This is a genomic window from Eubacterium sp. AF34-35BH (assembly GCF_003477765.1).
Lineage (GTDB): Bacteria > Bacillota > Clostridia > Lachnospirales > Lachnospiraceae > Eubacterium_G.
This window is the reverse complement of sequence record NZ_QUDZ01000007.1, coordinates 83,822-105,824: the sequence shown is the minus strand read 5'-3', so window position 1 is coordinate 105,824 and position 22,003 is coordinate 83,822. Positions and strand designations below refer to the sequence as shown.

Below are 22,003 nucleotides of genomic sequence, written 5' to 3'. Positions count from 1 at the left end.
CTGCTAAATTATCACCATTTATATTCTATTATTTTATAATGCTAAATATCCAATTAAACATAACATTGCTGTAGCAATTGCAAAAGCTGCCACAACCTGAGTTTCTGCATAACCGCTTTCCTGAAAATGATGATGAAGCGGTGCCATTTTAAACACTCTTCTTCCTTCACCATATTTTTTCTTTGTGTACTTAAACCAGCTTACCTGAATTATGTCTGACAATGATTCAAGTAAATATATACATGCCACAATTACTATAAAAATTGGCATTTTAAGCATAAATGCCATAGATGAAACAAAACCACCTAAAGCAAGCGAACCTGTATCACCCATAAATACTCTTGCAGGATATACGTTGTATAAGAAAAATCCAAGTAACGCTCCAACAAAAGCTGCTGAAATTGGCTCTAAACCTGATTTTGTTCCTGCAGCTACTGCTGTAAAGAACACTGCAATTATAACAGTAACACTTGTTGCTAAACCATCAAGACCATCTGTTAAGTTTGCTCCATTTACAGTTCCTAAAACAGCTATAAATAAAAATGGAATAAATAACCACATTGGCATTGTCACTTCCATTCCGTTTGTAAAAGGAATAATTGTAGCTGTTCCAAGACCTGAATATTTAACTATATAGAAACAGAAAATTGCTGTTACAACAATCTGTGCAACAAGTTTCTGAATTTCTGTTAAACCTAAATTACGTTTTTTTACAACTTTTATATAATCATCTAAAAAGCCTATAATACCGAAACCTATAACCATAAACAAAACCGGTACTATTCTTGTGTTCTTGCAAACGAACATAAAAATAAGAGATGTGACAATAACACTTGCAAGAATAATCATGCCACCCATAGTTGGTGTACCTGACTTACTTTGATGTGATTTTGGTCCTTCCTCTCTTATGTACTGTCCAAATTTTAATTTTTTAAGCATGGGTATTACTATAGGACATAAAATAACACTTACTGCAAAAGAAATAATAATTGCTGCGATGATAGTTGTACTTGTACTCATTTTACTCTCCTTGTTTCTTTTCTTCCAACCAATATGGAAGAATATTTTTGTATAGCTCACTTATTACCGGAGCAGCAACCTGCCCACCATAATATATCCCCTTTGGTTCATCAATAATTGCCATTGCTATTATTTGTGGATTATCTGCCGGAGCAAAACCCATAAAAGATGCTATGTATTTTCCTGAACCTCTTGGCAGTTTCTGCGAAGTTGCAGTTTTCCCTCCAACCTTGTATCCTTCCACTTTTCCTTTGCTTCCGGTTCCTTCTGAAACTACTTTTTCTAGGATAAATTTCATTGTATCTGATGTTTTTTTAGATACAACGTTGTTCTTATTTTTGTACTTAAATTGTTTTACAACTTTTCCATTGCTGTTTATGGCTTTAATACCAAAATGAGGTGTGACAATTTTTCCACCATTAATCACTGCACTTGCTGCAACAAGATACTGCATAGGTGTAATCTGAAACGACTGTCCAAAAGACATTGTTGCCAATTCAACGTTACCAACATTTTTCAGCTTATGAATAATTGTTGAGGCTTCCCCTGGCAAGTCAATTCCCGTTTTGTTCATTAGCCCTAATTTTCTCATTTGCTCATAAAACTTTTCCTTGCCTACCTTTAATCCTACGTCTATAAAAACCGGATTGCAGGAATTCATAACTCCCTGTAGGAAATTTTCACTTCCATGACCTGTTGTTTTATGACACCTTATTCTTCTATCGTCCACAATCCTAAAGCCCGGACAGCTAAATCTTGTGTCCATTGTCACCTGATTATTTTCCAAAGCTGCTGTGGAAGTTATCACTTTAAATGTAGAACCCGGTTCATAAGTATCATTAATACATTGATTTCGCCACATTCTATTAAGTAAATCCTGTTTTTCTTTAGAAGAAATTTTTTCATTAGTTGTATAATTTAAGTTGTATGGTTTATTTAAATCAAACTCAGGTGCATTGACCATAGCCAATATTTCACCGTTGTTCGGATTCATTGCAATAATTGAAACATAATTTGCTTTTTTCACTTCTAAGGTTTTGTAGGCAATCTGTTCAGCATACTGCTGGATATTCAAGTCAATGGATGTTACCAGACTATTACCTGTTACAGGTTCCCTTCTTTGTTCAAGAGCATTTTTCATTTCAATGCCTCTTGAATCTGTTGGTGTTAAAATAGTCCCATCTTTTCCTTTCAGGTACTTTTCATATTGAATCTCCAAGCCAATAATCCCCTGATTATCAGAGCCTGTAAACCCTAAAATTTTTGAACCTAAACCTCCATAAGGATAATACCTTTTATAATCTTCGTCAACCTTTACCCCTGACAAATTATATTTTCTGATTTTATCACCTACCCTTTTAGGTACATTAGATTTTATTTTTTCTCTTACACTTATTTTGTTTACTTTTTTAGAGACTTCACTTTTGGAAAGCTCTAATTCTTTTGTTAATATTTCTATAATTTTTTCAGGTTCTTTAATTTGGTTATATATAACAGAAACGGTACACACTGTCTTATTACTTGCAATGACCTTACCGTTTCTATCTAAAATTTCCCCTCGTGGAGCCTTTATTCTTCTTTCTCTTTCCTGAACCTCAAGGGCTCTTTTCGTATAATATTGGGATTTAAAGACCATTAAATATACTAATTTTCCTGTTACCAAAACTAAAAATAAAATTATTCCCCAAACATAAATCAGTAATAATTTTCGGTTAATTGTTTTAACTTTATTCAAATTACCGCTTCCAGAATGTTTTTTATAATTCTATTCTTTTTCTGTTTTTTCTATTCCCATATATGGCAATACCTGTTTCATAATGTATGTCCAAAATTCTGTGTTGTACGCTGTTGCTTCTGTATTATCCTTTGGGCTATCCATAATTGTATAACATACAACCTGTGGATTTTCACAAGGAACACAACCTATAAATGAAAGAATATACTGATTTTTAATTCTTCCTTTTACCTTACCTGATGTGTATACTTTTTCGGCTGTACCTGTTTTTCCACCAACAGTATATCCCGGTATGGCTGCTGTTTTACCTGTACCTGTTAATACTACTTCTCTTAAACATTTCTTTATAAATTCAGAAGTATCTCTTGTTACAGTTTCTTTTATTAATGTTTTTGAATAGTTTTTAACTAAATCACCATTTTCTGTTACCACCTGTTTTACGACATGTGGTTCATAATAATAACCTCCATTAATTAATGAAGAAAATCCTGACACCATCTGTATCATGTTTACTGTAAAGTTCTGACCAAATGAGTTTGTTGCAAGGTCCACAGCATTCATACCACTTTTCTTATCATAAACAATACCTCTTGTTTCACCTGGTAAATCAATTCCGGTTTTCATGCCAAAACCAAATCTTTCCTGATACTGCTGGAATAATGATGTGCCTAACTTTCTACCAATAAACATCATGTAATCGTTACATGACTGTGCTACCGCTGTCTTAACATCAATTAATCCATGACCACTTTTATCGTGACAGTCAATTGTGTATATGTCTACTTTTTCATGACCATCACATGTGAATTTTGTTTTCTGATTAATTAAATTTTCCTCAATTCCCGCAGCCACTGTAAATGGTTTAGCTGTAGAACCCGGTTCAAAAGAATCTGTAATACAGAAGTTATTCCAAATTTCATTTAAGGCTTCTGACTTTTTCTTTCTTGAAAACTTGTCCCACTGTGCCTTTGTATAACCTGTAGGCCTTTTCGTAGGATTATTCAAATTAAAAGTAGTGTCATCACCCATTGCCAATATTTCACCTGTATTTGGATCTGCAATAACAACTGCCAGTCTTTTAGGATTGTATTTCTTCATATATTTTTTCATGGCATTTTGAACAATTCTTTGTATGTTCATATCTATAGAAGAAATAACGTTGTTTCCATTAGTAGCGTCTTTAACTACTGTTTCCATATTATTTTCAGCATCCATATAGCCATATTCACGCCCTGCAATTCCGTTAAGCTGTTCTCCGTAACTGCTTTCAATTCCCATTGATGCCTCATTATTCAGGTTGGAATATCCAAGAACACTACATGCTAATGTATTATACGGATACATACGCTTGTAGTTCTTTTCAAACCAGACACCTTTCACATTACTTACTGTTTCCTTTTCTTCTTTTGTTTTAGCAAGTTTTCCCGCAACATAATCCTGAAACTCTTCTATTTCCTCATATTTTAATTCTTTTTTTGCCACCCAATAACTGCTGTTTTTTCGCTCCTTAATACTTGTTATCAAGTCTTCCTTATTAAAATCAAAATATTTAGTTAAAGCTTCCACTGTTGGCTCTAAATATTTATTGTCTTCACTATTCATGATTAATTTTGAGTCAATTACAAGATTATAAACCATAACGCTTGTTGCAAGCACATTACCGTTTCTGTCTTTTATATCACCACGTTTAAAGGGTATAACCCTGCTGGTAAAGCTCTGCTGTTGTAATACCTGAATTGAATAAGTATTACCTTTTGCCACATTTATATATGCAATTTTTCCGCATAATACAAGTAAAAATCCGACAATTATTACATAAATAATTCCCAGATTTCTACCCATTCTCTTATTAAATCTTAATCTTGGTTTTTTCCTTCTTACTTGTCTTCTCTCACTCATAATTACTTTCTTGGTATATCTCCATACTGTAATGTATATCCACTGTCACTTGCCTTGTAAGTAGATATCTGTTTGTCAGTTGCCTGTTTCATACCTAACTTAGTTGTTGCCACTTTATAAACATGGTCAACATTAACATAGCTGCTAATTGAATAATTTAACGCATTATTCTGTGACTGCACTGTGCTAATCTGACTTTTTAACTGTGAGATACTGTCTCTTGTTGCTGTAATGTTTGACTGCATGTGTAAATAACTTACACTCATAACCAAACACACCATTGTTACAATTGCAAAAAATACAACTAAAGGTGCACTCATTGCTAGCCCTTTAATTTCTTCCTGTTCAACTGTATGTCTTTTGTGTTTTCTCTGTACCTCAATCTGTTCTCTACTTGGTACAGACTGAGTTGCTATATTACCATAAACAAATTCACTTGTATAATTGCTTCTTACCCCGTTCATATTTAACACCTTTCAAATATCCTTAGCTTTGAGCTTTTTGCCCGCTTATTTTCTTCTATCTCATCTTCTGATGGAATAATTGGTTTTCTTGTTATAACTTTTCCTTTTGACTTTTTCCCACAAACGCACACTGGGAAATTTGGTGGACAAGTACATGGATTTTCATTTTCCCTGAACTTTGTCTTAACAATTCTGTCCTCTAGTGAATGAAAAGTTATAATACAAATTCTTCCATTTGGTTTTAACAAATCAATCATCTTATCAATAGATTCTTTTAATACTGTTAATTCCTGATTAACTTCAATTCTAATAGCCTGAAATGTTTTCTTGGCAGGATGTCCACCCTTTGCCTGAACCTTCATTGGAATAGCTCTTTTAATTACTTCACTTAACTCCTTTGTAGTTTCTAAAGGCTTTTCCTTTCTGGCTAAAACAATATGTTTTGCAATGTTCTTTGCAAATTTATCTTCTCCGTAGTCTTTTATTATTTTAAATAATTCATTTTCGCTGTAAGTATTTACAACATCTGCTGCTGTAAGTTCCTGTCTTGTGTCCATTCTCATATCAAGAGGTGCATCTGATTTATAAGAAAAACCTCTTTCTAAATTATCTAACTGATATGAGGAAACTCCTATATCTAAAAGTATGCCGTCTACTTTTTCTACATTTAATTCTTTTAGTACCTTATCAATTTCACAATAATTACTTCTTACTAATGTAATTTGATTTTCAAATTTTTTTAAACGCTCTCCTGCTGCTTTTAAAGCCTCTCCATCCTGATCTATACCAATCAGTCTTCCTTTCGGTGACAGTCTCCTTAATATTTCGTATGAATGACCACCACCACCTAATGTTCCATCAACATATATTCCGTCAGGTTTTATATCTAAGCCATCAATGGTTTCATCCAAAAGAACTGATATGTGTTTGAAATCCATATTGACCTTCTTTCCATTACTTAATTCTTATACTCCAAGACCTGCCATGTAATCTGCCAAATCTTCAATCTTCTCTTCTGCGTCTTCGCTTAACAGATATTCATCCATCTGTTCATTCCACTTATCTATATCCCAAATTTCAATGTGATCACCTACGCCAACCCAGACAACCTGGCTTGTTAAAGATGCATAGTCCCTTAATGTTGAAGGTACAAGCACACGTCCCTGCTTGTCCGCATCAAGGGCTTCCGCACCACCGAGGAAAAATCGATTGAAACTTCTTACCTTTTTGTCGGTAAATGGTAAACTACTAAGCTTTTCCTGTAAAGCTTTCCATGTGGTTTCAGGGTATGCAAAAAGACACTTGTCAATACCTCTTGTAACAACAAGTCTTTCGGCAAGATTATCTCTTATCTTTGAAGGGATAACTGTTCTGCCTTTAGTATCCATTTTTTGAGTTTGTTCACCTGTAAACATATAACTCACCTACTCTTGTCTTCTGCTTAATTCCTAATATTTCCACCACTTTTCACCACTTTATGGGTAAAATTCACCACTCATAGGTAAATTCTATACCATTTCCATCATTATTGCAACCATTTTTTTATTTTTTATGAAATTAATTTTGTGGTATTTTCTCCCATAAATAGGGCTGTTTTTCTATTTTTCACATGATAATTTACGCCTGGTGGGGAATTTTTCCTATTTTTTCATATTTTTGTGGGGAAAAATATTTTTTAACCATTTCTGTGCAAAAATAAAAAATATAGTTCCCTCCTAAGCTTGACAAATAGCAAAAAAAGAAAAACTGTCAGGTCGACTTACACACTAGGTGTTATCAACATAACAGTTTCTCTTTTCAGTTATTTCTTATTTAATTTCTTATTTAATTTTTAATTCAGTTTATAATCTACTTTATATCATTTATTATTTTTTTCATATTTTTATTACTGTTGTGCTCTTTTTATCTGCACACGTTTAACAATTATTATAGTCAGTGCTACCGCCGCAACTACTATTGACAATGCCTGAGATACCGGCCACCCCGTTACAGGCATTATTAACTGGTCTGTTCTCATACCTTCTATAATGGCTCTGCCTGTTCCATAGCCAAGTAAATACCATAATAAAATCTCGCCATCAAATTTTTTCTTTTTTCTAAAAGTAAGCATTAATATTAGAACACACAGGTTCCAAAGGGATTCGTATAAAAATGTTGGCTGTACCTGTATATATCCTATTTCACTTAATGTTTTGCCTTTTAATGTTTCCATCCCCTGTCTTACTGCATCAGGCACCTGAGATATGCTGTATTTGTCACCGAAGAATATTTTCATCATTAATGGGCTGGAGTCTTTTGCTACCCCACCGAAAGCTTCTCTATTAAAGAAGTTGCCCCATCTTCCTATAATCTGTCCAAGTATTAAACCGTATACTGCAGTGTCTGCAATTTTTTTAAACGAAAGTTTTTTCACCCTTGTATATATTAAACATACAAGTACCCCTGCTATTACACCACCGTAAATTGCAAGTCCACCTTCTCTTATATTTAATATTTCGTTTGGATGTTTTCCATAATAATCCCAACTGAAAATTACATAATATAATCTTGCTCCGATTACACTAAAAATAATGGCATATAACGCAAAATCAATGTATTCGTTATAGTCCTGACCTGAAGTCTTTGCTATATAACAAACAAGTGCAATGCCTAAAATCATACCCAGGGCAATTATGCACCCGTAAAAAGCGATATCCACCCCAAAGAAATTAAAACTCTTAGGTAAATTTTCTATATTAATGTGTAAATTTGGAAATTGAATGTCCATGTGTCTCTCCTTATTTTTGCTAATGATCTCACATTACAACATATATAAGATTCATATTTATGGTAAATAACTAATCCTTATACCGGAACAGAAACTTCGTATTGCAAGATCACCTTTTTTCTGTTTTTTATCTTATCAGTTACAGGAAATATATTCAACCCCAAGCAAATATTATTGCCCACCCTACCATAACTATAATTGTACAGGCATAGTAACTATTATCACACGCTTTGTAACAACTATTATTGTACAAGCACAATAAGTATTATACACAAGCCCCATAATATCTATTATTGTGCATTGCCCCACTTGTAAAAATATGATAAACTTACCTTTGGTATTACCAAAGAATGGAGGAACAAAAAATGAAATTAGGTATAGTTGGTTTACCAAATGTAGGTAAAAGTACTTTATTTAATTCTTTAACAAAAGCCGGTGCTGAATCAGCAAACTACCCTTTTTGTACTATTGATCCAAATGTAGGTGTTGTTTCTGTTCCGGATGAGAGATTAGATAAATTAACAGCAATGTACAACTCAGCAAAAACTATTCCTGCCGTAATCGAATTCGTTGATATTGCAGGACTTGTAAAAGGAGCTTCAAAAGGTGAAGGTTTAGGAAACCAGTTTCTTGCCAACATTCGTGAAGTTGATGCTATCGTACATGTTGTAAGATGTTTTGAAGACACTAACGTTATCCATGTAGACGGAAGCGTTGATCCTATTAGAGATATTGAAACAATTAATCTTGAATTAATTTTCTCTGATGTTGAAATATTAGAAAGAAGAATTGCAAAGACAACAAGAGGCGCAAGAAATGACAAGGCACTTGCAAAAGAACTTGATTTCCAGCAAAGAATGAAGAAATTCCTTGAAGATGGAAATCTTGCTATCAAATTTGAAACTGAAGACGAAGATGAACTTGCATGGCTTCAGGAATATAACTTATTAACAGCTAAGCCTGTTATTTTTGCAGCTAACGTTTCAGAAGATGATTTAGCTGATGATGGCAACTCAAATGACCATGTTGCCGCTGTTAGAAAATTTGCAGCAGACAATAACTGCGAAGTTTTTGTTATTAGTGCAGAAATCGAACAGGAAATTGCAGAACTTGACGACGATGAAAAGCAAATGTTCTTAGAAGACTTAGGCATTAAGCAGTCAGGATTAGATAAATTAATTCAGGCAAGCTACTCTCTTCTTGGACTTATCAGTTACCTTACTTCAGGCGAAGACGAAACAAGAGCCTGGACAATCAAGAAAGGAACTAAAGCTCCACAGGCTGCCGGCAAAATCCATACTGATTTTGAGAGAGGCTTTATTTGTGCAGAAGTTGTTGCCTACGATGACTTAATTAAATGTGGTTCTATGAAAGATGCAAAAGAAGCCGGTTTAGTTGGTCTCCAGGGTAAAGACTATGTTGTAAAAGACGGCGACGTTATTACATTTAGATTTAATGTTTAATTATTATGTAGTAGAATTTTCCGAAAATTTACTATTATATAATAGAGGATGTTGTTTGCGACATTCTCTCCATTACATAAAAAGCGTAAGATTAACATTTCTAATCTTACGCTTTTTATGTAATATTTTTTTCTTTTTTCATATCTAAAAAACTTTATGAGCCACTACCTTCTATTCCACTTAAAAGACTACAATAAAGCACATCTATAATAGAGTATGCTGTACTAACTCATGTTATCTTATCTAATATTTATTTTACATTTTCAAAGATTTCTTTAAAGTTTTTAATATTTCCTTCCACATCACCTTTGTATACTGCCGAACCTGCAACTATTACATTGGCACCTGCTTTAATTGGTGTTTCAACATTAGCTGTTGTAATTCCGCCATCTACCTGTATAAGCAAATCTTTATTTTCTGAATTTGCTTTTTCTCTAATTACTTTTACCTTGTCTGTACAATCATCTATGTATGACTGACCACCGAATCCCGGATGTACTGTCATTACTAAAACCATGTCAACATCATTAATGTATTGGAACACTTCTTCTGCTTTTGTTTCAGGATTTATCGCCAAGCCCACTTTCATGCCCTGTTTTTTGATTTCATCAATAGTTTCTTTTACGTTCTCACAGGCTTCCACATGTATTGTAAGCAAATCTGCGCCTGCAGCTTTAAATTCTTTAATATATCTGATTGGTTCCTTTATCATCAAGTGTACGTCAAAAAATTTTGATGTGTAACTTCTGATTGCCTTAATAACAGGCATACCGAAAGAAATATTTGGAACGAAAATTCCATCCATAACATCCACATGAATCCAATCGCAGCCTCCTACATCGATTCTTTTTACGTCCTGTCCTAAATTTGCAAAATCTGCTGATAAAATTGATGGTGATAATTTAATCATAATTCTCTCCTTATTTATTTCTTATTTTAATATCTCTGTTTTTCCATTTCTTTTAATTCGTTATACATTAAAATATAATTATCATATCTTGACTGTGCAATTTTGTTTTCCTCTAAAGCATCCTTTACAGCACAGTCCGGCTCGTTATTGTGAGCGCAACCTACAAAACGACAATTATTAAGATGTTCTCCAAATTCTGGGAAACAGTCCTCTAACTTTTCTTTTGTCATTCCCGGAACAAACAGTGAACTAAATCCCGGCGTGTCAAACACAAATGTATCCTTGTCAATCTCAAACATTTCAGAATGTCTTGTTGTATGACGGCCTCTTCCTATTTTTTCACTTACACTTCCTGTTTCCATTGTGTAATCTTTTGTCAATGTGTTGAGCATTGAAGATTTCCCAACACCTGAAGGACCTGCAAAAACGGTTGTTTTTCCCTTCAAAAGTTCTTTTACTTTATGCACGCCTTCGTCTTCTGTGGCACTGGCAAATATTACTTTGTATCCGGCAAGGTTATAAATATTTTTCAGATAATCCATATATTCTTCATTGCCAATATCTTTTTTATTGAAGCATATAATAGTTTCAATATTCTGATACTCCATCATTACAAGAAATCTGTCTAGAAGGTTCAAATTAGGATCCGGTTGTTTTACCGCAAAAACTATCATAGCCTGATCTATGTTAGAAACAGCCGGTCTCATTAATTCGTTTTCTCTTTCTTTTATTAAAGTTATATTACCTTTTTTCTTTTCCTCATCAATAATGTCAATTTCAACATTGTCACCTACTAACGGTTTTATCTTTTTATTTCGGAAAACGCCTTTTGCCTTACACTCGTATATATTTTCCTCTGCTATTACATAATAAAATCCCGCTATTCCTTTTATTATCTTGCCCTGCTTTTTAATAATATCACCCTCACTTGTATTTAATAAATAATCTACTGTGACGAATCACCTATACTTAATATAAATAATCTGCCTTGACAAATCACTTGTGCATATTATAAATATCCACCTTAGCAAATTATATGTTTGTGTATTTTAGTTTCACATAGATAAGTCCACCCTTACGGGTGGGCTTTTCTATTTAAATTTAACTGTATCTTTCTTTACACTCTTTCCATTTACGAACAACTCAATAGTAGCTTTCCCCTTTGTTTCGCTGGTTAAGTCCATTGTGTAATCTCCATCCCACTTAGAAACATCTGAGTGTTTTTTGTCTACTTTCTGTAAAACTTCGTCAACAGCAACACTTACAACACCTTCTGTAATAGGATTTCCATCAGAGTCAACTAAATCTTCCAAAGCAAATGTATATGTTGCCTTGTACTCTTCCGGATTTTCCGGTCCTTTACTTACTACTAAACCTATTGTAGCCCCTGATGGGATTGAAGTACCGGCTTTAAGAGTCTGTCTGATAACAATTCCTTTTTCAATTTTTTCATCGTAAACTTCTCTAACAGCACCAATGCCAAATCCTGATGATGAAATCTTAGCCTGAGCTTTTCCCTGTTCCATTCCTACTAAATTAGGCACTGTGTATACACTCTGATTATCCCTTACTGTTCTTCCTCTACTTACTTTTAAAGTAACAATACTGTTCTTTGAAACAGATGCTCTTTCTGATGGTGAACATGAAATAACCACATCAATACTTCTGTCACTGTATTCATATACAACCTCAGTTTTAAGACCTGCTTTTTTGATTGTATCTTTGGCTGTTTCCAATGAAGAATTTACAATACCTGATGGAACTGTAATTTTCTTTGCTCCCTTACTTACTACCAAAGTAACTGTTTCGTTTCTATCAACCATTTTTCCTGAATCAATAGACTGTGAAACAATTGTATCTTTAGGATAAATATCGCTATATACATAATTTGAATCATATTTATATCCTAAATAGTTTTTATGAAGTAATTGTTCTGCATCATCTAAAGTCTGACCTAAAACATTAGGTACAATAGTCTTATCTGATGGAACAGTTGAAACCTCTACTGTTTCTGCTTTTTTTGCGAAATCAAAATTATTATCACTAATAAATAATGTTGCTACTACAGTTGCAATTAATAAAGCGATAATTCCAATAATAATTCCACCAACAGACACAATTCTGTCCATTTTAGGATTTAATTTATCAATATCGTTTTCGTCATCTAAAGTATCTTCAACTGTATCTTTTCTATTATCACTTGAGCCTTTTCTAATTTGGTTAATTTCATCATCTGTAATCATGACTGTTGAACCACCAATGTTTGATGTGTCCAACTGTACAAAATCAACATTTGGCTCTGCCAAAGCTCTTTTTAAATCTGATATAAGTAATGATATCTTTGGATATCTCCTGTCAGCTTTGTTCTGTGTACATTTAAGAATAATCTTCTCAATGCTTACAGGCACCGTTGGTACATATTCACGTACACTTGGCACATTGCTCTGAATATGCTTAAGAGCAATTGACACAGTTGATTCTCCGTCAAAAGGAACGCGACCTGTGTACATTTCAAACATTGTAATACCAAGGGAATATATGTCACTTTTCTCGTCAACATATTGTCCGCCTGCCTGTTCAGGAGATATATAATGCACAGATCCCATTGCATTTCCGTTAATTGTATTGGCAGACGCTGCCCTTGCAATACCGAAATCTGTTACTTTTACCTTGCCTTCTCTGGATATTAAAATATTCTGTGGTTTAATATCCCTATGAACAATTTGATTGTTATGGGCACACTCAATTCCGTTGGCAATCTGGATTGCTATGCTAATTGTCTCTCTAAAAGAAAGCTTGCCCTTTTTCTCAATATATTTTTTTAAAGTTATGCCTTCAATAAGTTCCATAACTATGTAATATAGTCCATCATCTTCACCTACATCATATACATTTACAATGTTAGGGTGAATAAGACTTGCAGCTGACTGTGCCTCTACTCTGAATTTTGATACAAAATTCTTATCTTTGCTATATTCTGTTTTTAATACTTTTATAGCAACATTTCTGTTTAATTTATGATCTTTTGCTTTATAGACATCAGACATACCACCTGCTCCAACAGGATTAATAATCTCATATCTGTTATTTATAAAATTCCCTTTTTCCAACATAGTTTTACTCCTTGCCCAATACAGGTTGTATTAGAATTGCTGATATATTATCCTTTCCACCATTCTCATTTGCCTGATCAATCAATGCTCTTACTGCATCCTCGATTCTTTCGTTTTTGGTTACTATCTTTTTAATTTCATAGTCCTCAACCATATTTGTAAGACCATCTGAGCATAACAAAAGCTTCTCACCGTCTGATATTTCTATTTCAAAAATATCAGGTGTTGCAGTTCTGTCTTCTGCCACCCCTATAGCTTTTGTTATTACATTCTTTTTGTAATGAGTTTTTGCTTCCTCCTTGTCAATCATTCCCATTCTTACCATGTCTTCAACAAGAGAATGATCTCTTGTAATCTGTCTGATATCTCTACCGATTAAATATAATCTGCTATCCCCAACATTAGCAATATATACATGATTATCCACTATTGAGCACGCTACAAAAGTAGTTCCCATACCACTATAATCCTTGTTTGAAATTGCCATGTCATATATTTCTTTATTAATTGATATAATTCCTGAATCTAAAATATTTGCAGGATCTGACATGTGAGTTGTACATGCATACTTTACGAACTTCTCAATTGCAGCCCTGGATGCAACGTCACCTGCCTTATGTCCTCCCATACCGTCAGCAACAATAAAAAGATTAGGGAGCTTACCTATTGGTTCAATAGATGTGAAAATACTGTCCTGATTAATTGTTCTCATTAATCCAACGTCTGTTTTTCCAAAAGCATTTATTATTTCTCTAGACATTGCTTTCCTCCTTTCTTCCTTTCATTGCCTCGTTTCTAAGCTGTCCACAGGCACCGTTAATATCTCTGCCCATTTCCCTTCTTATAGTAACATTTATCTTATTTTTTTCAACCCTGTTTTTAAACTGCTCTACTGCTTTTTTACCGGATTGAACATAATCGCGTTCTTTTATAGGATTTACAGGTATAAGATTAATATGGCAATTCATTCCTTTTACTAATCTGCATAAAGCATCGGCTTCTTCCACAGTATCATTCTGTCCGGCCACAAGACTATATTCAAAGGTAATTCTTCTGCCTGTTTTGGCAAAATAATTTTTGCAGGCATTTATTACTTCATCAATAGAATACTTATATGCAATAGGCATTAAGCTTTTTCTTGTTTCGTTGTTTGATGCATGAAGTGATAATGCTAAAGTTATTTGAAAATGCATGTCTGCCAACTCATTAATCTTCGGTACAATTCCACATGTTGAAAGTGTTATGTTTCTCTGACTGATGTTAGCTCCATTTTCATCTGAAATCATCTGAATGAATTTAACTACATTATCAAAGTTGTCCATAGGTTCCCCGCTTCCCATAAGAACTACATTGGAAACTTTTTCATTAATGTCTTTCTCAATTTCATATATCTGTCCTAACAATTCAGAAGTTGTCAAATTGCGCTCTAAACCATTTAAAGTTGAAGCACAAAATCTACAGCCCATTCTGCAACCTGACTGTGTTGATATGCATACTGAATTACCATGATGATATCTCATAAGAACACTCTCTATTATGGAGCCGCCTTTTATTTCAAAAAGATATTTTCTTGTACCATCAATTTTCGAAATTAGAACTTCATGCTTTTTTACATTTCTAATTTCGTACTGGTCATTTAATTTTTGTCTTAAGGCCTTTGATATGTTTGTCATTTCTTCAAAATCAGTAACTTTTTCTTTATGTAACCACTGATAAATCTGTTTCGCCCTAAAAGACTTTTCACCGATTTTTTCCATTTCTTCTTTTAATTCTTTCAAATTAAAAGATTTTATATCCTTCTTTTCGTCCATATTAATCCTTTATTTTTTCAAATACTGATATGAAAAATCCGTCCATGTTGTAATCTCCTGGGAATATTTGAATCATGCCATTCCCATTATCTAACTTCTTTGGAAAAAGCTCTCCGAAATCAGTTCTTCTCAATGGTAAATTTTTCTCTATCCATTCTACATTTTCATTATTTTCGTATTTGTTTACAGTACATGTACTGTAGACTAATCTACCACCTATTTTAACATACTTACATGCCTGCTCTAATATCTTTCTTTGAATTTCCACTAACTGAAAAATCTGTTCCTTAGAAACATTGTGCTTTATGTCACTTTTATTTCCAATAATTCCAAGTCCTGAGCATGGAACATCTGCAATAACAACATCTGCTTTTCCAATAGCCTCTTTGTCCTCTTTTGTTCCATCCCAAACCTTTGTTTCTATATTTTTAATTTTCATTCGGGAAATATTTTCTTTAATTAATCTTTCTTTATTCTCTGTTAAGTCTCTTGCCTGAACCGTTCCTGTTCCATTCATAAGCTGGCTTATGTGAATACTCTTCCCGCCTGGAGCCGCACAAACATCCATAACATAATCATTTTCTTTAACTCCACTTGCAAGACCTACTAACATGGAACTTTCGTCCTGTACAGTTATTATGCCATCTTCAAACAACTTTAACTTTTCAAGAGAATCGTAACCTTTAATATACAAAGCATTTCCATAAAGTTCTGATTGTTTTACGGAAATGTTTTCCTTTTCAAACTCAGCAACAACCTGCTTAGGTGACATCTTATTAGAATCTACTCGTATGGTTGTGTACTCATTTGTTTCATACAAACTATTTAAAATCTGTTCTGTTCTCTCAATTCCATACTGCTCGGACCACATTTCTATTATCCACATAGGAATTGAATACCACACAGACAAATATTCTTTTTTATCTTTTGGATATTCTATTTTATCAAGACTTCTTGATATGTTTCTTAAAACACCATTAACAAAACCTTTTAGCCCTGACATTTTTCTTTTATTAACAAGCTTCACTGCCTCATTACAGGCTGCCGAGTCAGGTACATTGTTCATGTATTTAAGCTGATATACAGAAAGTCTGATTATATTTCTAATTACCTGCTTCATTTTTGAAACTTTTGTTTTTGAAAATTGATTAATAATATAATCAAGCTCTATTTGTCTTTCAATTGTGCCTTTAAACAAAACAGTTACAAATGCTCTTTTCTGTTTATCTAAATAATCGTAACTGTCTAATGTTTCTTTTAAAACAATATGACTTTTTGCTCCGTCCTCTACTTTACAAAGCATAGTTAAAACAATATTTCTTAAATTGACCTGTGGATTACCATTAGTCGTCATCTCGTCCTCCAAACAATAGGATTAATCTTAATAACTGTAAAATCGATGATGCTGCTGCCGCAACGTATGTTAAAGCTGCTGCCCCTAGTACCTTTTTGGTACATTTTAATTCTGATGTTCCAAAAATACCTGTGGATTCCAAAACTCTAATGGCTCTGTTTGACGCATTAAACTCTACAGGCAATGTGACAATTTGAAATAAAACGGCTAAAGAAAAAGCAAATATACCAATATTAATCATTGTCTGACCTGTTCCCTGTCCATAAAAGATAATACCTATAATAATTAAAACCCATGATAATCTTGAACCCCAGTTAGCAAATGGTACTAGCGCATTTCTAACGGATATTGGTGCATAGCCTTTGTTGTGCTGCATTGCATGACCACACTCATGAGCCGCCACACCAATTGCCGCTACACTTGTGCTTCCGTAAGTTGCATCTGACAAACTTAATACCTTTGTTGATGGGTTATAGTTATCTGTAAGATTACCTGAAATATGTCTGATTGACACATCATATATCCCCTGTGATTCCAAAATTCTCTGTGCTGCCTGAGCACCTGTCATTCCCGAATTGCTTCTCACTCTTGAATATTTATTAAATGTTGAATTAACATGAGCCGATGCTGCTAGACATAAAACCATGCCAATAATAATCAAAATATATGTTGGATCAAAATAAAAACCGTAAAGCATACAACTACCTCCTATTTAAAACTTCATATAGTTTAACCTAATTTTGTAGAATTTATTTTATATCCATTTAAAAAGGATACAACGTCCATTCTTTTCTTCCCCTGTAACTGTAATTCCTTAATGTCCAAATAGCCATCTGCTGTGGCAACTTTTAATGTTTTATTTGTACTAATAATTGTTCCCGGCTCTTCTACTACTTCTTCATCTATAACATCTGCATCCCATATTTTTAATACCTTTTCATCAAGATATGTAAATGCACTTGGCCATGGATTAAGTCCTCTGATTAATCGCTCGATTTCTTCTGCTGACTTTGTAAAATCTATATGACCTAATTCTTTTGTGATTTTACCTGCATAAGTTGACTTATCATCATCCTGTGGAATAGTTACTGCAGTATTATTTTCCAACTTTTCTAATGTTTCTAAAATAAGACTACCACCTGTAATTGCTAATTTATCAAAAAGACTGCCACCTGTTTCTTTTTTATCTAATTCCACAATCTTCTTGTCTATTATGTCACCTGTATCAAGGCCTTCTGCCATGTACATTGTTGTAACACCACTTTCCTTTTTGCCATCAATTACAGCCCATTGAATTGGCGCTGCTCCTCTATATTCAGGAAGCAATGATGCATGAACATTTATGCAACCGTATTTTGGTAAATCCAAAATTTCTTTTGAGAGAATCTGTCCAAATGCAATTACTACAATCACATCAGGCTTTAATTCTTTTAATACTTGAACAAATTCAGGATTCTTGACTTTTTCAGGCTGATAAACAGGTATATTTAGTTCTACCGCCTTTTCTTTTATAGGAGTAAACTGCATTTTATGTCCACGTCCCTTTGGTCTGTCCTGCTGTGTTACAACTGCCACAACCTCATGTTTGTCTGCAATTTTTTCTAAAGCCGGAACTGAAAAATCCGGTGTTCCCATAAATACTACTCTCATATACTCCTCCATTAATAAGCACAATTATATACTGTACCTTACTATTATCTGTTTTTCTCTCTGTAGTTATAAGTAACTGTCTCTGCAATTACTTATTCTTCATCTTGTAACTCTTCGTTATTGTATAAACGACCTTCTACTTTATCTACATAGATTACACCATCTAAATGGTCATTTTCATGAAGAATACATCTTGCAAGTAAGCCTTCAGCTTCCATTTCAAATTCTTCCATTTTTTCATTGTAAGCTCTGACTTTTACCCAGTTGGCTCTTGTTACCTTACCTGATTTTCCAGGTACACTAAGACAGCCTTCATAGTCTGTCTGACTTCCGTCTCTATCTAAAATTTCCGGATTAATGAATACATATGGCACACTGTTTCCTTCTTCATCACCACAGTCAATTACAAAAATTCTTTTAAGAATTCCAACCTGTGGTGCTGCAAGTCCAACGCCATTTGCTTCATACATTGTATCAAACATGTCGCCTATTAAAATCTTTGTTCTAAGATTAACATCTTTTACAGGTTTACATACCTTTCTTAAACATTCTTCCCCTAATTCTCTAATATTTCTTATAGCCATTTTTATCTCCTTTACTACGCTTTAAAATCAAATTGTATATTAATTTTTTTGAATTTCTGTGAACTGTTTATAACATCTTCTAAATAATTTTTTAATTGGATAATTCCCTGTCTGCTGTCACTTTTTAAGTAAATTATTTTTCGGTATATGTCATTTATTTTTCCTACAGGTGGATCTGCCGGTCCAATAACAAACAGTTCCTTAAAATATTTATCTTTGTAATTCTTTATTATTTCCACTAAATAATTAGTAACTTCTATTAATTGCTTCTGTTCTCTTCCCTGAAGTAAAATGGAAACCATGTTCGATACCGGCGGATACTTCATAAGTTTTCTGTAAGCAATTTCTTCTTCATAGAATTCTTCATAATTTTGTCTGCCTGCTGTTTCGATGCTGTAATTGTCAGGTGAATAGGTCTGGACAATGGCAATGCCCGGCAATTCACCTCTACCGGCTCTACCTGCTGCCTGGCAAATAAGTTGAAATGTTCTTTCATTTGCACAATAGTCTGATGAATACAATGACATGTCAGCTGCAATTACACCTACTAAGGTAACTCCCGGAAAGTCATGACCTTTTACAATCATTTGTGTGCCAACTAAAATATCAGCTTCTCTGTTAGCAAAGGCTGATAAAATTTCGTCATGCCCACCTTTTTTTGAAGTTGTGTCTGCATCCATTCGCAAAACTTTTGCGTGAGGAAACATTTTCTTTACGGCAGTTTCAATTTGCTGGGTTCCTATTCCAAAACCGCCCAAATATTTAGAACCACATTTTGGACAAAGTGTAGGCATATTTTCTGTATGACCACAATAATGGCAAACTAACTTTCTGTTTCTATGAAGTTTTAACGTTACGTCACAATGGGGACACTTTATTGCTTCACCACAATCTCTACAGGACACAAATCCTGCATAGCCCCTTCTATTTATAAACAACATTGTCTGTTGCTTTTTTTCTAATCTGTCTTTTATCAAATTCTGTAATTCAATACTAAAAATAGATTTATTTTCATTCTTTAATTCTTCTCTTAAATCAACTACATGTACTTCCGGTAAATTACCTTTCTCTCTTTTGTTTAATACATGTAGCTTATACGCGCCATTTTTTGCCCTATAGTAAGATTCTACAGAAGGTGTGGCTGATCCTAATACTAACGTTGCTCCCACGTCTTTTGCTCTTTTTATTGCCACTTCCGTTGCATGATACTTAGGCACTGATTCACTTTTATAGGCACTTTCATGTTCCTCGTCAATTATTATTAAACCTAAATTCTTAAAAGGTGTAAACAACGCTGATCTTGGACCTATCATTATGTCAACATCACCGTTTTTTGCTCTTTCAAACTGATCGTATCTCTCACCTTTTGACAATCTTGAATTAATAATTGAAACTCTGTCACCAAACCTTCTTGTAAATCTCATTACAGTTTGGTATGTTAATGCAATCTCCGGTATTAAAACTATTACCGCTTTTCCTTTACTGATTGTATAGTCAATTAAATCTATATATACTTCTGTTTTTCCACTTCCTGTAATTCCATGGATTAAATGAATATTGGGCTTACTGTCCTTTCTGAAATCCATAGTTTTTTTTATGTTTTCTGAAACCTGTCTTTGCTGTTCATTTAAAATAATATCATATGCTTTTTGCTCAATTTTTTTAACAGGATTTCTATAGCCTGTGTCAGTTTCTATTATAATATCTCCAAGCTGTTCCATTGCTTTTAATGTGCCTGCTGATATATTTAATTTATCCACAACCAGATTCTTTGATAATCTGTCTGTGTTACTTAATTCATTTAAAAGTCTGACTCTTGCTTTTGCGTTTTTCTTCGTATATGTCTGAATTTTTTCTTCTAACTGTTCCTTAGATAAATTAAGAACAATGGTTTTCTTCTCAATACCTCGTACTGTTTGTTTTACAGGTATTACTGTTTTTAGTGCCTGATTCATAGTTGAACCGTAGTTTTCCTTTATCCACCAGGCAAGTTTAATCAACTCTCCCTCAACTGATGTAGCATTTTCTACAACAGAATGAATTGGTTTCATTTTACTTACATCAAAGCCGGGGGTATCTGTTATTTCAATAACATATCCTGAAATAAGTCTGTTTCCTCTTCCAAAAGGAATCATTACGGCTGTTCCTACGGATATTTTATCTTCAAGTTCTTTAGGTATGATGTATCCGAAAGGACGGTCTAATTTTTCATGTGAAATATCAACTATTATATTTGCAAACATACAACCATCCTTTCATTATAAACATCTTTTTTATGGCTAATAAGTGAATTAGCCTTTATTTGTTTAATTCTACACTTCTTAAGCAGTTCACTAATAACATTGTAACTGTCATAGGGCCAACGCCTCCCGGAACAGGAGTAATTGCACTTGCAACCTGTGAAACCGAATCAAAATCCACATCTCCACATAACTTGCCATTCTCATCTCTGTCCATACCAACGTCAATTATTACAGCACCTTCTTTTACATAATCAGCTGTAACAAACTTAGCTTTTCCAATTGCGGCTATTAAAATATCTGCTCTCTTTGTTACTTCCTTTAAGTCTTTTGTTCTAGAATGAGCAATTGTAACTGTAGCATTTTCTTTTAACATTAACATTGACATTGGTTTACCAACAATGTTACTTCTGCCAATAACAACACATTCCTTGCCTGAAATTTCAACATCTGTTCTTTTTAGCATTTCAATGATACCTGCCGGTGTACATGGAAGAAATGTTTCTTCACCAATAACCATTTTACCAACATTTACAGGATGGAATCCATCAACATCCTTGTTACTGTCAATTGCAAGTAAAACTTTGCTTTCGTCAATGTGCTTTGGAAGTGGCAACTGTACTAAAATACCATTTACTGCCTTGTCTTCATTTAAGTCATTAACTACTTTTAAAAGTTCTTCTTCTGTTGTTTCTTCAGGAAGTGCTAATGTTCTTGATGTAATGCCTACATATTCACATGCCTTTTCCTTATTCCTTACATAAACTGCTGATGCAGGGTCATTTCCAACTTTAACTACAGCTAACGTAATTTCAACTCCCTGCTTTTTGTATTCAGCTACTTTTTCTTTTAGTTCTTCTTTTATTTCTGCTGAAATAGCTTTTCCATCTATAATCTTTGCCATTTCTTCTCCTTTTTAGTTCTGTTTTACTATTTTGAGAATAAACAAATTAACGAAAGCACGCTTCCACTGCTTCCAGCTCGTAGCGGTTC

General features: G+C 33.7%; 19 protein-coding genes. 1 reads left to right on the top strand and 18 read right to left on the bottom strand.

Features of this window, described 5'->3' with window-relative positions; translation table 11 throughout:
• Nucleotides 1-33: 33 nt before the first annotated feature.
• The 7 genes from mraY to lgt form a co-directional block, all read right to left on the bottom strand.
• A complete protein-coding gene (gene mraY, locus DWZ69_RS09265; protein WP_117999103.1) occupies nucleotides 34-1,020 on the bottom strand; it encodes a phospho-N-acetylmuramoyl-pentapeptide-transferase in 987 nt (328 codons plus the stop codon).
• A gap of 1 nt (nucleotide 1,021) precedes the next feature.
• A complete protein-coding gene (locus tag DWZ69_RS09260) occupies nucleotides 1,022-2,656 on the bottom strand; it encodes a penicillin-binding transpeptidase domain-containing protein (protein ID WP_118436910.1) in 1,635 nt (544 codons plus the stop codon).
• A 129-nt stretch (nucleotides 2,657-2,785) separates the two neighbouring features.
• The gene (locus DWZ69_RS09255) at nucleotides 2,786-4,654 is read right to left on the bottom strand and encodes a penicillin-binding protein 2 (RefSeq protein WP_117999104.1); all 1,869 of its coding nucleotides are present in this window, start codon (nucleotides 4,652-4,654) and stop codon (nucleotides 2,786-2,788) included.
• 2 nt (nucleotides 4,655-4,656) lie between these two features.
• Complete coding sequence (locus DWZ69_RS09250) at nucleotides 4,657-5,118, bottom strand: hypothetical protein (protein ID WP_118436868.1); 462 nt, start codon at nucleotides 5,116-5,118, stop codon at nucleotides 4,657-4,659.
• A gap of 2 nt (nucleotides 5,119-5,120) precedes the next feature.
• Nucleotides 5,121-6,056 carry a 16S rRNA (cytosine(1402)-N(4))-methyltransferase RsmH gene (gene rsmH, locus DWZ69_RS09245; RefSeq protein WP_117999106.1) on the bottom strand — a complete coding sequence of 312 codons (936 nt, stop codon included), beginning with the start codon at nucleotides 6,054-6,056 and terminating at the stop codon, nucleotides 5,121-5,123.
• 27 nt (nucleotides 6,057-6,083) lie between these two features.
• The gene (gene mraZ, locus DWZ69_RS09240) at nucleotides 6,084-6,533 is read right to left on the bottom strand and encodes a division/cell wall cluster transcriptional repressor MraZ (RefSeq protein ID WP_117999107.1); all 450 of its coding nucleotides are present in this window, start codon (nucleotides 6,531-6,533) and stop codon (nucleotides 6,084-6,086) included.
• 470 nt (nucleotides 6,534-7,003) lie between these two features.
• Entirely contained in the window at nucleotides 7,004-7,885 is an 882-nt protein-coding gene (gene lgt, locus DWZ69_RS09235; protein ID WP_118436866.1) for a prolipoprotein diacylglyceryl transferase, read from the bottom strand.
• 365 nt (nucleotides 7,886-8,250) lie between these two features.
• Here lgt and ychF point away from each other — a divergent pair, with 365 nt between their 5' ends.
• The gene (gene ychF / locus DWZ69_RS09230; RefSeq protein ID WP_117999109.1) at nucleotides 8,251-9,348 is read left to right on the top strand and encodes a redox-regulated ATPase YchF; all 1,098 of its coding nucleotides are present in this window, start codon (nucleotides 8,251-8,253) and stop codon (nucleotides 9,346-9,348) included.
• 250 nt (nucleotides 9,349-9,598) lie between these two features.
• Here ychF and rpe read toward each other — a convergent pair whose 3' ends face one another.
• The 11 genes from rpe to folD form a co-directional block, all read right to left on the bottom strand.
• A complete protein-coding gene (gene rpe / locus DWZ69_RS09225; RefSeq protein ID WP_118436864.1) occupies nucleotides 9,599-10,258 on the bottom strand; it encodes a ribulose-phosphate 3-epimerase in 660 nt (219 codons plus the stop codon).
• Nucleotides 10,259-10,284: 26 nt separating this feature from the next.
• Nucleotides 10,285-11,151 (bottom strand): ribosome small subunit-dependent GTPase A, encoded by an 867-nt coding sequence (gene rsgA, locus DWZ69_RS09220; protein WP_347497522.1) that lies wholly within the window; start codon nucleotides 11,149-11,151, stop codon nucleotides 10,285-10,287.
• A gap of 198 nt (nucleotides 11,152-11,349) precedes the next feature.
• Complete coding sequence (pknB, locus tag DWZ69_RS09215; RefSeq protein ID WP_117999112.1) at nucleotides 11,350-13,371, bottom strand: Stk1 family PASTA domain-containing Ser/Thr kinase; 2,022 nt, start codon at nucleotides 13,369-13,371, stop codon at nucleotides 11,350-11,352.
• Nucleotides 13,372-13,375: 4 nt separating this feature from the next.
• A complete protein-coding gene (locus DWZ69_RS09210) occupies nucleotides 13,376-14,131 on the bottom strand; it encodes a Stp1/IreP family PP2C-type Ser/Thr phosphatase (protein ID WP_199521877.1) in 756 nt (251 codons plus the stop codon).
• The gene (gene rlmN / locus DWZ69_RS09205; protein ID WP_118436862.1) at nucleotides 14,124-15,182 is read right to left on the bottom strand and encodes a 23S rRNA (adenine(2503)-C(2))-methyltransferase RlmN; all 1,059 of its coding nucleotides are present in this window, start codon (nucleotides 15,180-15,182) and stop codon (nucleotides 14,124-14,126) included. Before rlmN ends, DWZ69_RS09210 begins: the two co-directional genes overlap by 8 nt.
• 1 nt (nucleotide 15,183) lies before the next feature.
• Complete coding sequence (gene rsmB, locus DWZ69_RS09200; protein ID WP_118436861.1) at nucleotides 15,184-16,536, bottom strand: 16S rRNA (cytosine(967)-C(5))-methyltransferase RsmB; 1,353 nt, start codon at nucleotides 16,534-16,536, stop codon at nucleotides 15,184-15,186.
• Nucleotides 16,526-17,233: a zinc metallopeptidase gene (locus DWZ69_RS09195; RefSeq protein WP_118436859.1), complete on the bottom strand. Its 708-nt coding sequence runs from the start codon at nucleotides 17,231-17,233 to the stop codon at nucleotides 16,526-16,528. The genes rsmB and DWZ69_RS09195 overlap by 11 nt, the downstream gene beginning before the upstream one ends.
• A gap of 32 nt (nucleotides 17,234-17,265) precedes the next feature.
• Complete coding sequence (gene fmt / locus DWZ69_RS09190; protein ID WP_117999116.1) at nucleotides 17,266-18,186, bottom strand: methionyl-tRNA formyltransferase; 921 nt, start codon at nucleotides 18,184-18,186, stop codon at nucleotides 17,266-17,268.
• Nucleotides 18,187-18,278: 92 nt separating this feature from the next.
• Nucleotides 18,279-18,770 carry a peptide deformylase gene (def, locus tag DWZ69_RS09185; protein ID WP_117999117.1) on the bottom strand — a complete coding sequence of 164 codons (492 nt, stop codon included), beginning with the start codon at nucleotides 18,768-18,770 and terminating at the stop codon, nucleotides 18,279-18,281.
• Between the two features lie 14 nt (nucleotides 18,771-18,784).
• On the bottom strand, nucleotides 18,785-21,013 hold the full coding sequence (gene priA / locus DWZ69_RS09180) for a primosomal protein N' (protein ID WP_117999118.1): 2,229 nt from the start codon (nucleotides 21,011-21,013) through the stop codon (nucleotides 18,785-18,787).
• 55 nt (nucleotides 21,014-21,068) lie between these two features.
• Nucleotides 21,069-21,914 (bottom strand): bifunctional methylenetetrahydrofolate dehydrogenase/methenyltetrahydrofolate cyclohydrolase FolD, encoded by an 846-nt coding sequence (gene folD, locus DWZ69_RS09175; protein ID WP_117999119.1) that lies wholly within the window; start codon nucleotides 21,912-21,914, stop codon nucleotides 21,069-21,071.
• Nucleotides 21,915-22,003: the final 89 nt, after the last annotated feature.